This is a genomic window from Labrenzia sp. C1B70 (assembly GCF_000475395.1).
In the GTDB taxonomy this organism is placed as follows: Bacteria; Pseudomonadota; Alphaproteobacteria; order Rhizobiales; family Stappiaceae; genus Roseibium; species Roseibium algicola.
The window spans coordinates 177,512-190,448 of record NZ_AXCE01000006.1; the positions used below are offsets into that span (position 1 = coordinate 177,512).

At 59.4% G+C, this 12,937-nt stretch carries 14 protein-coding genes; 9 read left to right on the top strand and 5 right to left on the bottom strand.

Features of this window, described 5'->3' with window-relative positions:
• The first annotated feature begins 61 nt into the window (after window positions 1-61).
• From Q666_RS42570 to Q666_RS42610, 9 genes are all read left to right on the top strand, one after another.
• A complete protein-coding gene (locus Q666_RS42570; protein ID WP_023003945.1) occupies window positions 62-904 on the top strand; it encodes a metal ABC transporter ATP-binding protein in 843 nt (280 codons plus the stop codon).
• A complete protein-coding gene (znuB, locus tag Q666_RS42575; protein WP_023003946.1) occupies window positions 894-1,721 on the top strand; it encodes a zinc ABC transporter permease subunit ZnuB in 828 nt (275 codons plus the stop codon). The genes Q666_RS42570 and znuB overlap by 11 nt, the downstream gene beginning before the upstream one ends.
• Complete coding sequence (locus Q666_RS42580) at window positions 1,718-2,125, top strand: Fur family transcriptional regulator (RefSeq protein WP_023003947.1); 408 nt, start codon at window positions 1,718-1,720, stop codon at window positions 2,123-2,125. Before znuB ends, Q666_RS42580 begins: the two co-directional genes overlap by 4 nt.
• Window positions 2,126-2,211: 86 nt before the next feature.
• A complete protein-coding gene (locus tag Q666_RS42585) occupies window positions 2,212-3,351 on the top strand; it encodes a Gfo/Idh/MocA family oxidoreductase (protein ID WP_023003948.1) in 1,140 nt (379 codons plus the stop codon).
• Window positions 3,352-3,451: 100 nt separating this feature from the next.
• Window positions 3,452-4,036, top strand: a complete 585-nt coding sequence (locus tag Q666_RS42590; protein ID WP_023003949.1) for an NnrU family protein — start codon at window positions 3,452-3,454, stop codon at window positions 4,034-4,036.
• Window positions 4,037-4,237: 201 nt separating this feature from the next.
• The gene (locus Q666_RS42595; RefSeq protein WP_023003950.1) at window positions 4,238-4,921 is read left to right on the top strand and encodes a tetratricopeptide repeat protein; all 684 of its coding nucleotides are present in this window, start codon (window positions 4,238-4,240) and stop codon (window positions 4,919-4,921) included.
• On the top strand, window positions 4,918-6,270 hold the full coding sequence (locus Q666_RS42600; RefSeq protein WP_023003951.1) for a PQQ-binding-like beta-propeller repeat protein: 1,353 nt from the start codon (window positions 4,918-4,920) through the stop codon (window positions 6,268-6,270). Before Q666_RS42595 ends, Q666_RS42600 begins: the two co-directional genes overlap by 4 nt.
• A gap of 47 nt (window positions 6,271-6,317) precedes the next feature.
• Entirely contained in the window at window positions 6,318-7,739 is a 1,422-nt protein-coding gene (der, locus tag Q666_RS42605; RefSeq protein ID WP_023003952.1) for a ribosome biogenesis GTPase Der, read from the top strand.
• Between the two features lie 107 nt (window positions 7,740-7,846).
• Window positions 7,847-8,644 (top strand): inositol monophosphatase family protein, encoded by a 798-nt coding sequence (locus Q666_RS42610; RefSeq protein WP_023003953.1) that lies wholly within the window; start codon window positions 7,847-7,849, stop codon window positions 8,642-8,644.
• Window positions 8,645-8,650: 6 nt separating this feature from the next.
• On the opposite strand, the gene Q666_RS42615 is transcribed toward Q666_RS42610, so the two are convergent.
• From Q666_RS42615 to Q666_RS42635, 5 genes are all read right to left on the bottom strand, one after another.
• Window positions 8,651-9,022, bottom strand: a complete 372-nt coding sequence (locus tag Q666_RS42615) for a VOC family protein (protein ID WP_023003954.1) — start codon at window positions 9,020-9,022, stop codon at window positions 8,651-8,653.
• Window positions 9,023-9,069: 47 nt separating this feature from the next.
• On the bottom strand, window positions 9,070-9,684 hold the full coding sequence (locus tag Q666_RS42620) for an HAD-IA family hydrolase (protein WP_023003955.1): 615 nt from the start codon (window positions 9,682-9,684) through the stop codon (window positions 9,070-9,072).
• A gap of 92 nt (window positions 9,685-9,776) precedes the next feature.
• Window positions 9,777-10,505, bottom strand: a complete 729-nt coding sequence (locus Q666_RS42625) for an SDR family NAD(P)-dependent oxidoreductase (protein WP_023003956.1) — start codon at window positions 10,503-10,505, stop codon at window positions 9,777-9,779.
• 82 nt (window positions 10,506-10,587) lie between these two features.
• Window positions 10,588-12,060: an amidophosphoribosyltransferase gene (purF, locus tag Q666_RS42630; protein WP_023003957.1), complete on the bottom strand. Its 1,473-nt coding sequence runs from the start codon at window positions 12,058-12,060 to the stop codon at window positions 10,588-10,590.
• Window positions 12,061-12,281: 221 nt separating this feature from the next.
• Window positions 12,282-12,890 carry a CvpA family protein gene (locus tag Q666_RS42635; protein ID WP_023003958.1) on the bottom strand — a complete coding sequence of 203 codons (609 nt, stop codon included), beginning with the start codon at window positions 12,888-12,890 and terminating at the stop codon, window positions 12,282-12,284.
• Window positions 12,891-12,937 lie beyond the last annotated feature (47 nt).

Below are 12,937 nucleotides of genomic sequence, written 5' to 3' on the forward strand. Positions count from 1 at the left end.
ATACGTAATAACGTAACGCCAGGGCGTTGGTTCCCAAAGAGCGCAGCAGGCTTTCAGGACTATGACAAATTCGGATACCAGGCTTGTTCAGCTTGACCGCGCGGGCATCCGCAAGGGCGGTGAATGGCTGGTGCGCGGCGTAGATCTATCGGTTTCTCCGGGTGAAATCGTGACGCTTATCGGGCCCAATGGGTCCGGCAAGTCGACAACGGCCAAGATGGCGCTTGGGATCCTGAGCCCGAGCGAAGGCCGTGCCGAACGCAAGCTCGGCCTGAAAATTGGCTACGTGCCGCAGAAGCTCGCCATCGACTGGACGTTGCCGCTGACGGTCGCCAGGTTCATGCGGCTGACGAACCCCCTGTCCGATGCCGAATGCCGCGCTGCGCTGGCGCGCACCGGCGCTGAAAGGCTGATGACTTCTCAGATGCGCACGCTCTCCGGCGGTGAAATGCAGCGTGTCATGCTGGCGCGCGCGATTGCCCGCAATCCCGGGCTGCTGGTGTTGGACGAACCGGTGCAAGGCGTGGATTATGCCGGTGAGATCGCGATCTACGACCTCATTTCCGAAATCCGCAACACGCTTGGCTGCGGCATCCTGATGATCTCTCACGATCTTCATGTCGTGATGGCGGCAGCAGATCAGGTGATTTGCCTCAATGGTCACGTTTGCTGCCGCGGAACCCCCTCTGACGTCAGCCGTGACGACCGGTATCATGCGCTGTTTGGCAACCGGCGCAATGCGGCGATTGCCGTCTATGAACATCACCATGACCACGTGCATCTGCCGGATGGAAAGGTGCGCCACGCGGACGGTTCGCTGTGTTCCTCCTGTTCCGGCGAGCATCATCACGCACCTGCCGATGCGGCTGCGGAGAAAGAAGGCGGCATTCGAAATGCTGGATGATTTCTTCACCCGTGCACTTATTGCCGGCATAGGTGTGGCACTTGTTGCAGGACCGCTTGGCTGTTTCATCGTCTGGCGTCGCATGGCCTATTTCGGCGATACGCTGTCCCATGCAGCCTTGCTGGGTGTTGCCCTGTCGCTGCTCCTCAATGTCAACACCACGTTGGCCGTCGGGGTTGTTTCCATCCTTCTGGCGATCGTGCTGATGGCACTGAGGCGCAGCGACACGCTGTCTTCCGATGCGTTGCTTGGCTTGCTGTCCCATTCCGCGCTCGCCCTGGGATTGGTCTGTCTGGCCTTCATGACATGGGTCCGGGTCGATCTGCTGGGGCTGCTCTTCGGCGATATCCTGGCCGTCACACCCATGGACATCGCCATGATCTACGCTGGCGGTGCGATCGTGCTCGGTGTCCTCGTGGTCATCTGGCGCCGCCTGTTCGCAGCAACGGTCAGTCCGGACCTTGCCGCGGGCGAGGGGCTGAAGCCTGAGCGGACCGAGCTGATCTTCATGCTGCTGACGGCAATCGTTATTGCCATTTCTCTGAAGATCATCGGCGCGCTGCTGATCACAGCGCTGCTGATCATTCCCGCCGCTGCCGCCCGGCGTCTGTCGGCGTCGCCGGAACAGATGGCGGTGATTGCAGCCCTGACTGGAGCTGCCGCCGTCGTCGGCGGGCTCTATAGTTCGCTGGCCTACGATACCCCGTCCGGCCCCTCCATCGTTGTTGCGGCGATGGCGCTGTTTGTCGTCAGTCTTGTCCCGGGTGTGCAAATCGTGAGAAGGGTGAGATCGAGCACGAAAGGAGATCGTCCGTGAGCGTTGAGACACATCCCGAACTGACCAAGAACCAGGCCCTGGTGTTCGGCTCGTTGTCGGACGCGGGTGGACCTTTGACGGCCTATGCGATTCTCGATCTGTTGCGCGACAGCGGTTTCCGTGCGCCGTTGCAGGTCTACCGGGCTCTCGACAAGCTGGTGGAATACGGAATGGTCCACCGGCTGGAAAGCCTCAATGCCTTTGTGGCCTGTTCCCACAAGGGCTGCTCCGGTCATGGCACGGCTGCCTTCGCCATCTGTGAAAAATGTGGTGTTGTCAGCGAGTTTACGCCGGACAAGGCCATTTCTCTCCTGAGGGAATGGACGCAGAGCGAAGGCTTCCAGTTGTCCCGGACGACCATCGAACTGCGCGGTACCTGCCGGCAGTGCACCATGCCGATGTAACCCTGGCGGTGTTTCCCGGCATCCATTTGATTTCCGAGACAGTGTCTTTGTTCTAGGATGTCTGCATCGAATCCGCGGAGAGGTTCATGGCAGACAAACTGGGCATCGGCATCATCGGATGCGGCACCATCTCAAAGACCTATTTTGATCTGGCGCCAAAGTTCAATGGCCTTGAAATCAAGGCCTGTGCGGATCTGAACCGTCATGCTGCGGAAGAGCGCGCATCCGAATACGGCGTGCGTGCACTCACCGTGCACGACCTGCTTCTGGCGGATGATGTCGATCTGATCGTCAATCTGACTGTTCCCGATGCCCATTATCTCGTTTCCCATGAAATCCTGGCGCACGGGAAGCATGTCTACTCGGAAAAACCTCTGGCTCTGTCGATCCGGGACGGGCAGGCGCTTGCCGATTTTGCACGCAAAAAACATCTGAGGGTCGGGTGTGCACCGGATACGTTTCTGGGCGGGGCACATCAGATTGCCCGCAAGGCAGTTGACGAAGGACTGATCGGAGAAATCGTTGGCGGCACGTGCCATGTCATGAGCCACGGTATGGAGCATTGGCATCCCAACCCGGACTTCTTCTTCAAGCCGGGAGGGGGGCCGGTTCTCGACCTCGGACCTTATTATATTGCCGCGTTGCTCAATCTGATCGGCCCGGTAAAGCGTGTGTGCGCCATGTCAGCCATGCCGTTCAAGACCCGGACGATCGGGAGCGGCACTCGAAATGGTGAAAAGATCGACGTCTCCACCCCAACCACGATCCATGCGATTCTCGAGTTCCGGTCCGGTGCAAAAGTAACGCTGACAGCGAGCTGGGACGTCTGGGCACACAGGCACCAGCCTATGGAGCTTTACGGCACCCGGGGAACACTTTTTCTGGCCGACCCGAACTATTTCGGCGGAGACGTAAGCCTGGTCACCGAAGATGGAACGACAAAAGCATTAGACGATGCGATGCACCCGTTCGGTTTGGCGAATGTCGATGACAACGGCCTGCCGCGTGCGAACTACCGCGCTGCCGGTCTGGCAGACATGGCCCAGTCGATCCTGAGTGGAGACGACACCGAGTTCCGCTGTTCGCTCGAACGGGCACTGCATGCGGTCGACGTCATGGTGTCGATTTTGAAATCTGCCGAAACGGGAACGTTCATCGAAATCGAACACCAGGCCAGCCGTCCACAGGCGCTTGCTGCCGCTGAGGCAGTCAAATTGCTCGTCTGAAGCTGGTTGCAGGTGCACCGCCAGCCACCTATCTTCGCCGCAAGGGATGTCCGGGTCTGAGGGCACCCGGCCGCTTGCGGGCAAAAGAGGGAGAGCGGGAATGGCCTTGTTGATCGCCGGCCTTGTGCTGTTTTTGGGAATTCACACGTTGCCGATGTTTCCGGCAACGCGCAATGGGCTGGTCTCAAGGCTCGGCGAAACACCGTACAAGGGGCTGTATACGCTCTTGTCGTTCGTCGGTCTGGGGCTGATCGTTTACGGTTATGGCGTGGCCCGTTTTGAAGGCCCGCCGGTGCTGTACGATCCGCCGTTCTGGCTGCGCCACGTCACCATGCTGTTCATGGTTCCTGTTTTCATTTTCCTTGTCGCTGCCTATGTGCCGTCGCGGATCAAGACAGTCCTGAAACATCCGATGCTGGTAGCCGTAAAACTGTGGGCATTGGCTCACCTTCTGGCAAATGGCGATCTGGCTTCGGTGCTTTTGTTTGGCGGTTTTCTCTCCTGGGCAGTGGCAGACCGGATTTCGGTCAAGCGCCGCGGGCCCGGCGCAGGGCAGATAGGTGCACTGGCAACGGCCAAGCCCGGAAAATACTCCGATTTTGTCGTGATTCTGTTGGGCTTGGTCCTCTACGGACTGTTCGCGTGGAAGCTGCACGCCTTGTTGATCGGCGTTCCGGTGGCCTGATAGCGGTCGCGGAGCTTGAAATTACGTTAGAAATCCGGCATTCCGTGCCGGATTGCCCCACTTGCGCCATGAAGGACCGATTTAAGCCCCTTCAGGGAATTGCCCGAGCCGGATCAAGTGGATAATGTGCGCCACTCATGAAGGGGCCGTGCCCGGGCAGACGTGCCGGGCCGAAGAAGTGAATGCAGGAAATAGACACGCATGTCTGACATTTTTCGTGAAGTCGATGAAGATATCCGCCAGGAAAAATACCGTCGGCTTTGGGACCGCTTCGGTCCGTGGGTGCTTGGCGTTGCGGTCTTGATCATTGTCGGAACCGGCGGCTATCGCGGCTGGCTCTACTGGCAGGAACAGCAGTCCCAGAGCGCTGGCGACACGTTCTTTGAAGCCGTGAGGCTTTCCGAAGCCCAGAACTACGAAGAAGCAGCAGCTCTTTACGGTGAACTGGACAACGCCCTTGGTGGATACCCGGCCTTGGCGAAACTGCGCCAGGCTACCGATCTTTCCAACTCCGGCAAGACTGAAGAAGCCCTGGCCGAATTCGATGCCCTGTCACGCGACACCAGCATCATGGATGCTCTGCGTGATGTTGCAGCGCTGCGTGCCGCTTATCTTGCCGTCGACACCCAAGGCTACGGCGATATTGCCGACCGGGTCGAGAAGCTGACCGGCGACACTGGTCCGTTCCGTGCAGCTGCACGCGAACTTCTTGCTCTAAGTGCATGGAAAGCCGGCGATATTGAAACAGCCCGTCAGTGGATTTCCGCTCTTGAAGACGACGCGGAAACACCGGCAGACGTGAGCCGCCGCGTGTCGATCCTGAGTGACGTGATCCGGTCCAGCAACGGCGAAGCCAAGGCGGACAGTGAAGGAAACAACCAGTGAGTTTTGTAACCGTTTCTTTCCGCAGACGCGGTGTTTTTGGTGCCATTGCGCTTTCGCTCGTCCTCACCGGTTGCGGGTCGGTCAGCGAATTTACCGAGAACATAAACCCGTTTGCTCGCGAGAAAATCCTCAAGGGTGAGCGCCAGCCCGTGTTCGACGGCGCCGATCCGGCAGCCGAAGCGCTCGGCCAGGCAGCAAAGGTCGGTTCTGCGACTGGCGGGCAGTCCTGGTCAACAGCCGGTGGTGGCCTGACCAACGATCCGGGCAACGTCGCCATATCCGTCTCCGGCAATCGTGCCTGGCGCGCTCAGGTCGGCTCGTCCGGCGGCGGGCTGACAACATCCGCACTTCGGGTGTCTTCCCGTCCGGTCAGCGATGGCAGCCGTATTTACGTCTACAAGCCGAATGGCGAAGTCGTAGCGTTGTCGACGGGCGGTGGACGCCAGTGGACCCAGAACCTGCGTCCGGAAGGCGAAAGGGATGTGGGTCCTGGTGGTGGTGTCGCCGTTGAAGGCGGCGTTGTCTACGCAGCCACCAGCTATCGTCAGGTCGCGGCTCTTGAAGCCGGCTCCGGCCGGGAAATCTGGAAAGTCGACATCGACACGCCGGCTCGTGGTGCGCCTGTTGCCGGTGCCGGGCACGTCATCGTCGTATCCCAGTCCAACGAAGTCTATGCCCTGAAGCAGTCTGACGGCAGCGTTGCCTGGACTTATGCAGGTATCGAGGAAACTGCTGGTCTGTTGTCTGCGGCCAATCCGGCCATTTCCGGCAACCGTGTCATCGTGCCGTTCTCCTCCGGTGAAATCATGGCCATCGACATCAAGTCGGGCGAACCGGCCTGGATCGATGGCGTGTCGCGCGGCTTCAGGACACTTGCCCTGTCCGGTCTCGCGGACGTTTCGGCGAGCCCGGTTGTCTCCGGCAGTACGGTTTATGCCACTGGTGTTGCCGGCCGCACGGTTGCGGTGGATGCCCGCACCGGCCAGCGTCGCTGGGAACAGGATCTCGGCAGCGTGCACACGCCGGTTGTCTCCGGCAGCGCGTTGTTCATGGTTGATCTCGACGACCGTATGGTCGCCCTCAATCTGAAAAACGGGGAAACCCTCTGGGCAACGGCCTTGCCGCGTCCGGAAAAGAAGAAGAAGCGCCGCAATTGGGCTGGCCCGATCCTGGCGAATGGGGCACTGGTTGCCTTTTCCAGCGACGGTCAGATCGCAATCGTGGATGCCGCTTCTGGAAAAACCATGTTGACGCAGCGGACCAATACGGATGTCTATGTGACACCGATCGTCGCCGGAGGCCGGATTATCGTGCTGACAGGCAATGACGGCGTCGCTGCCTTCAACTAGCATTTGAGGCAGGGCCCGAAGAGGCCCGCCTATCAGGAGAAACTGCTGTGGGCGCTACTGTCGCCATTATCGGACGGCCGAATGTCGGCAAGTCCACCCTGTTCAATCGCCTTGTGGGCAAGCGCCTGGCGCTGGTAGACGACACACCTGGTGTGACGCGAGACCGGCGGCCGGGCGATGCCCGTTTGGGCGACTTGCGCTTTACGATCATCGACACCGCCGGTCTCGAAGATGCGGACAAGGAATCCCTCGAGGGCCGCATGCGCCGGCAGACCGAGGAGGCGATCGAAACCGCCGACGCGGTTCTGTTCGTGATTGACGCTCGTGCCGGTGTAACGCCGCTTGATGCCCATTTTGCCGAAGTCGCACGCAAGACCACCCGTCCGGTGATCCTGCTGGCCAACAAGGCGGAAGGCAGGGCCGGAGAGAGCGGACTTTACGAATCCTATTCGCTTGGTCTTGGTGATCCGATTGCGATTTCCGCTGAACACGGCGAAGGGCTTGCTGATCTCTATGACGCACTGAAACCTCATGTCGACCGGGTCACGGAAGAAGAAGAGGCAAAGCGCGAAGAGGCGATCACCAACGTGGATGTCGACGAGGACGGTGAATTCGTCGAGGACGAAGAGCCGGTCGGTACCATTGAAAGACCGCTGCGTGTTGCCATCGTCGGCCGCCCGAATGCGGGCAAGTCGACGCTGATCAACCGCATGCTGGGCGAAGACCGCATGCTGACCGGACCGGAAGCAGGCATCACGCGCGATTCCATCTCGGTAGACTGGGTCTGGCGCGACAGGCATATCAAGCTGTTCGATACGGCCGGTATCCGGAAAAAGGCCCGCGTTCAGGAAAAGCTCGAAAAGCTTTCCGTGGCCGACGCTCTGCGTGCGATCAAGTTCGCCGAAGTGGTCGTTGTCACGCTGGACGCCACCATGTCCTTCGAGAAGCAGGACCTGCAGATCATCGATCTTGTTGCGCGCGAAGGCCGCGCGCTGGTGATTGCGATCAACAAGTGGGACCTGATCGAAGACCGGGAAGAAGCCTGGAAGAAAATCAAGGATGCCAACGAGCGGTATTTCAACCAGATCCGCGGTGTTCAGATCGCGACTTTGTCCGGCCAGCAAGGGCAGGGCGTCGATCGCCTGATCGAAAGCGTCTTTACCGCCTACGAGGCCTGGAACTCGCGTGTCTCGACCGCCAAGCTGAACCGTTGGCTGGACAAGGTCACCGCGAACCATCCGCCCCCCGCAGTTGCCGGACGCCGGGTGCGCCTGCGTTACATGACCCAGCCCAAGACGCGGCCGCCACATTTCGTGGTTTTTTGTTCGCGTCCCGAACAATTGCCGGAAAGCTACACGCGTTATCTGGTCAACTCGCTGCGCCAGACCTTCAACATACACGGAACTCCCATTCGCCTGTCCTACCGCAAAGGCGAAAACCCTTACGCCCCGAAGAGAAAACGGGGCTGAGTGGGGAGGGCAGCCTGCCATTTTGCCAGGCTGCCAGCCAGTATTCTTCTTTCCTGGCGGGAAAGCAGCTTCCCGCCGCGCTATCGACACTTAAGGGAGTTTGAACCATGTCCATCGACCGGCTGGAATTCGCCGTTGCCCTTGCCGAAAAGGCTGGCGAGCTCGGTCTCGACTATTTTCACAAGCTGGACACGCTGACCATTACGCAGAAGGGTCATCAGGACCTCGTCTCGGAAGCGGACCGCAATGTGGAAACGCTCATCCGCGCGGAACTCGCAAAGAGCTATCCGGACGACGGTATCCTGGGCGAAGAGCATGGCATGGAAGAAGGGTCTTCGGGCTACACCTGGGTTACCGACCCGATCGACGGTACGGCAAATTTCGTTGCCGGCATTCCGCAGTGGTGCGTCATCATTTCCTGCGTTCATCAGGGCCAGGTGATTGTCGGTGTGATCCATGATCCGGTGTCCAAGGAAACCTTCAAGGCTGCCGCCGGTCACGGTGCGTTCCTCAATGGCAAGCCGATCCGTGCCTCCGACAGCGAAAGCCTTTCTCACGGCTCTGTCGGTGTTGGTTTCAACGGCCGCACTGCCGTTACGGATGCGGTCAACGTCGTCGGTGCCCTGGTCTCCAAGGGCGGTGTGTTCTTCCGCAACGCCTCGGGCGGTCTGATGCTTGCCTACGCGGCTTCCGGGCGCCTTATCGGCTATGTAGAATCCCACATGAACGCCTGGGACTGCCTTGCAGGCATGCTGATCACCAAGGAAGCCGGTGGTGAAGTTCTGGAACAGGACATCAACCAGTCCCTTTACGACGGCGCACGTGTCGTTGTTGGCGCTCCCGGCGTCTTTGCCGACCTGAAGGAAATCGCCGAAAGTTCCTTTGCGCCTTTCGAAGCTGCTTAATCAGCCTCACACATGCTGGTCGACGAGAACCGGGTTTCCATCCGGGTCGACCAGCATGAAGCTGGCCCGACCACTGCCGGCCTCGTCAGCTTCGGATACGAATGTGTATCCCTTCGCCTTCAGCGTCTTTTGGATGTCCCGTACATCCTGAAAATCTTCCAGTGTCCTGGCATCCTGGTCCCAGCCGGGATTGAAGGTGAGTATGTTCTTGTCGAACATGCCCTGAAACAACCCGATGATGGTATCGCCATTCTTTAGGACCGCCCAGTTGTCCGTGTCCGAGATGCCGATATCCACGAAGCCAAGTCCTTCGTAGAACGCCTTCGATTTTTCGAGATTCTTGACGGCCAGACTGACCGAGAACGCGCCGAGTTTCATCTTCCTGGCTCCTCTGCAGCGACCGCCGCTGGATACCCTGTATGCTTTCAAAGTTCCAGAAAGGAAGCAAGTTCCAGGCGGGTCTTCTCGGTAAAATGAAAGCCCTTCCAGCCAAGCGCCTTCGCTACGCGAACGTTTGTGGCACTGTCGTCGATCAGCAAGATCTCGGACAGGGCAACCTTGAGAGTGTCGCTGACATGGACGAAGAACGCGGTGTCCGGCTTGGCTGACTTGATGCGGCCGGAAGAGAAAATCCGGCTGACCAGCGAGCCGAAGCCGGACTGGTGCTCGATGTAGCTGGAGCGGCGATCTTCATTGTTCGTCGCAATCACCTGAACGACGTCGTGACTTGTCAGATGTTCAAGCAGGCTGCAGGTGAAGGGATCCCGCAGATCATCCTTGGCAAACCAATAGTCGAGAAGATCTCCCGCATCCAGGAGGTAGCCGCACCGGTCAAGCCAGTCTTGCAGGTGAGTTTTTATGTCCCGTTTCCCGGAGATGACTTGCAGGAAGGAGGCATCGAAGACGCCGCGTTCGAATGCATCGAGTGCAATTCCGAGGTCGCTCTCCAGCGTGTCAGCCCAGATGAACCTGCCGTCGACGACATTGCGGTTTAGAACGCCGTCGAAATCCCAGGCGATGACACTGATATCTGACCGCATGGCATGCTTCCCTTCCGATCATCGACCGGAAGGCATAAAGGGAATGAACGGGCTATGCAACCCTTGATTGGATCTGCCCAGCAGGATCCGCCTTAGGGCTGAATCCATTCTCCGCTGACGCGGTCGTACAGGCCGCCGGTTTCCAGAACGTCCGGCATCAGCAAGGGCAGAAGATCTGCCGCAACATCATCCGGCGTCGGAAGATTGGTGGCAAGCTCGCCTGGCATTGCCTTGGCACGCAGCCCTGTGCGGGTAGGGCCAGGGTCAGCCAGGTTGATCTTCATGTTCGTCTTCAGGCTTTCATTCGCCCAGGTCCGCGCCATGGCTTCCACGGAAGCCTTGCTGATGGACTGAAGACCCCAGAAAGGTGTGCAGGTGCTTGCATGAACGGAAGACAGGAACAGTGCACGGCCCGCGTCCGACTGGCGCAGGAGCGGGTCCAGAGAGCGGATCAGCCGCCAGTTGGCAACGACATTCACCGCCGTCACTTTCTCGAAGTCCTTCGGGCTGATGTGGCCGATCGGCGACAGAACACCCAGCATGCCGGCATTGGCAACGAAGATATCGAGCTTCTTCCAGCGTTCGTAGATCGCGGCGCCAAGCCGGTCGAGCGCGTCGAAGTCGGTCAGGTCAAGCGGGACGAGCGTTGTTTCCCCGCCTGCGGAGCGGATCTCGTCATCGAGGTCTTCCAGGCCGCCGACAGTCCGCGCAAGCGCAATGACATGCGCACCACGTTCGCCGAGCTGCTTTGCGATCTGATAGCCAATTCCGCGGGAGGCGCCGGTGACGAGAGCGACCCGGCCTTCAAAGTCTTTGATCATGCGTGATCTCTTAGATCAATTTGCCCTCCGGCGGTACCGCCGAAAGGCATAAATTGAAGCGGTCCAAAGAGTTTTGAGCGCTTTAGCCGACCTCGACCAGGCGAGGGGCGCTGACGAAGTCCTGATCCTCGGAAAGATCGGTCAGCGGTGTCGGGTAATCGCCGGTGAAACAATGGTCCGTGAACTGCGGGTTGGCATCGTCGCGGCCATCGTAGCCCATGGCCTTGTAGATGCCATCGACGGACAGGAAGGCCAGGCTGTCGGCACCGATATAGGCGCGCATTTCCTCAAGACCGTATTTTGCAGCCAGCAGTTTTTCACGCACCGGCGTGTCGATGCCGTAGTAGTCGGAATACTTGATCGGCGGGCTGGCGAGCCGGAAGTGAACTTCCTTCGCACCCGCTTCGCGGATCATCTGTACGATCTTGACCGATGTTGTTCCGCGCACAAGGCTGTCGTCCACAAGCACGACGCGCTTGCCTTCGATCTGAGCCCGGTTGGCGGAGTGTTTCATCTTCACGCCAAGTGCACGGATCTGCTGGGTCGGTTCGATGAACGTGCGGCCGACATAGTGGTTGCGGATGATGCCGAGTTCGAACGGCACGCCGCTTTCCTGGCTGAAGCCGATGGCCGCCGGCACACCGCTGTCCGGCACCGGAACGATCACGTCGGCTTCGACGTTGGATTCCCTGGCCAGCTGACGCCCCATTTCCCGGCGAACGTCGTAGACGCTGCGACCGCCGACAACGCTGTCGGGGCGGGAGAAGTAGATGTATTCGAAGATACACGGACGAGCCGGGCGTTTGCCGAACGGGAAGAAGGATTCAATCCCTGTTGACGTGCAGACGATAACTTCGCCGTTTTCCACTTCGCGGATGAATTTTGCCCCGATGATATCGAGTGCGCAGGTCTCCGAGGCCAGGATCGGAGCACCGTTCAGATCGCCCAGGACCAGTGGGCGAATGCCGAGCGGGTCACGCGCGCCGATCAGTTTCTTCGACGTCAGCGCCACCAGAGAATAGGCACCTTCCATCTGGGTGATCGCATCGATGAAACGTTCGACGATCTTCCCCTTGCGCGAGCGGGCAACGAGCTGCAGGACCACCTCTGAATCGGAGGTCGACTGGCAGATTGCTCCGTCTCGGATCAACTGGCGGCGCAGGGTGAGGGCGTTGGTGAAGTTGCCGTTGTGGCAAACGGCAATGCCGCCACCGTCCAGCTCGGCAAAGAGCGGCTGCACGTTCCGCAGGATGGTTTCACCGGTCGTCGAGTACCGAACGTGGCCGACAGCGGCCTTTCCGCTCAGCCGCTCGATGGTGTCGGCGTCGGAGAAGTGATCGCCCACCAGCCCGAGATGGCGTTCCGCACGGAACTGCTCGTTGTCAACGGTGACGATCCCCGCTGCTTCCTGCCCGCGGTGCTGGAGCGCATGAAGCCCGAGCGCGGTCAGCGCGCTGGCATCCTCATGACCCAGAATGCCGAAAACACCGCATTCTTCGCGCAAGGTATCTGCATTGATGTCGAACGGTTCGTGCACGTCGGTTCCGCCAGCCATGGCGAACACTCCTTCGTTCTGGCCGGTGGGAGGACCGGCCGGGTCTTGCGGTCAAATGTCTGTCATCGTCACGCAGGTGGACGAAACATTGGCCGCTTTGCAAATGGTACATCGTCCCGCACATATTTGGGCGCGGGATGCCTCATTCAACGCTGCACCTCAAGCGGTGCCCGTTACTGCCCCAGTCTCGGTTAGTGTCCCTGGTTTATGCCCAAGGCCTGTTAGTTACTATCCGTCGTCAGCTGTTCAAGTCCCTGACGTTCTGAATCGCTGTAGGCCGGTTCATCAGTCGGGGTTGCTCCCCCTCCGGCCTGGTTGTTCTGCCGGATCTTGTCCAGGATCGCCTTTTCTGGGTCTTCTGGCAGCACAGCCACCAGCCGTTCACCGATGGACAGCAGGATCGGCCGCGACTTGGCGGTCTTGACCCAGTTCGGCTGCTGTTCCGGCTGGACGAACCAGTTGAAGAACATCATCGCGACGACGACCAGCAGCAGACCGCGCACAGCTCCGAACACGAACCCGAGGGTCCGGTCGAGGGCGCCGATCCGGCTGTCGAGCACGAAATCGGAAATCCGCATGGTGATATAGCTGACAACAAGCAGCGTGACCAGAAAGACTGCCGCGGCAGATACGCCCATGGCAACCAGGTCATGGTTGATATACTGCTTGGTGTAAGGAAGAACCCGTTCGTACAGCAGGAATGCCGCAGCTGCCGCAGCCACCCAGGAAACGATGGAAAGAACTTCCCTGACAAATCCGCGGATCATCGCAAGGACCGCCGAGATGAACATGATGACCAAGAGCAGTCCGTCCAGCAGCGTTATCGGCATGTTCCTGAAAAATCCTCTGTCTGGCGCTCTTTCAAGAGCTTAAACTT

What these genes read in the sequence shown, in the direction of transcription:
- Q666_RS42595 (WP_023003950.1), top strand. Translation starts at nt 4,238, where the DNA reads ATGTCTGACATTTTTCGTGAAGTCGATGAAGATATCCGCCAGGAAAAA.
- Q666_RS42610 (WP_023003953.1), top strand. Translation starts at nt 7,847, where the DNA reads ATGTCCATCGACCGGCTGGAATTCGCCGTTGCCCTTGCCGAAAAGGCT.
- Q666_RS42615 (WP_023003954.1), bottom strand. Translation starts at nt 9,022, where the DNA reads ATGAAACTCGGCGCGTTCTCGGTCAGTCTGGCCGTCAAGAATCTCGAA.
- Q666_RS42570 (WP_023003945.1), top strand. Translation starts at nt 62, where the DNA reads ATGACAAATTCGGATACCAGGCTTGTTCAGCTTGACCGCGCGGGCATC.
- Q666_RS42620 (WP_023003955.1), bottom strand. Translation starts at nt 9,684, where the DNA reads ATGCGGTCAGATATCAGTGTCATCGCCTGGGATTTCGACGGCGTTCTA.
- Q666_RS42585 (WP_023003948.1), top strand. Translation starts at nt 2,212, where the DNA reads ATGGCAGACAAACTGGGCATCGGCATCATCGGATGCGGCACCATCTCA.
- Q666_RS42625 (WP_023003956.1), bottom strand. Translation starts at nt 10,505, where the DNA reads ATGATCAAAGACTTTGAAGGCCGGGTCGCTCTCGTCACCGGCGCCTCC.
- znuB (WP_023003946.1), top strand. Translation starts at nt 894, where the DNA reads ATGCTGGATGATTTCTTCACCCGTGCACTTATTGCCGGCATAGGTGTG.
- Q666_RS42635 (WP_023003958.1), bottom strand. Translation starts at nt 12,890, where the DNA reads ATGCCGATAACGCTGCTGGACGGACTGCTCTTGGTCATCATGTTCATC.
- purF (WP_023003957.1), bottom strand. Translation starts at nt 12,060, where the DNA reads ATGGCTGGCGGAACCGACGTGCACGAACCGTTCGACATCAATGCAGAT.
- Q666_RS42590 (WP_023003949.1), top strand. Translation starts at nt 3,452, where the DNA reads ATGGCCTTGTTGATCGCCGGCCTTGTGCTGTTTTTGGGAATTCACACG.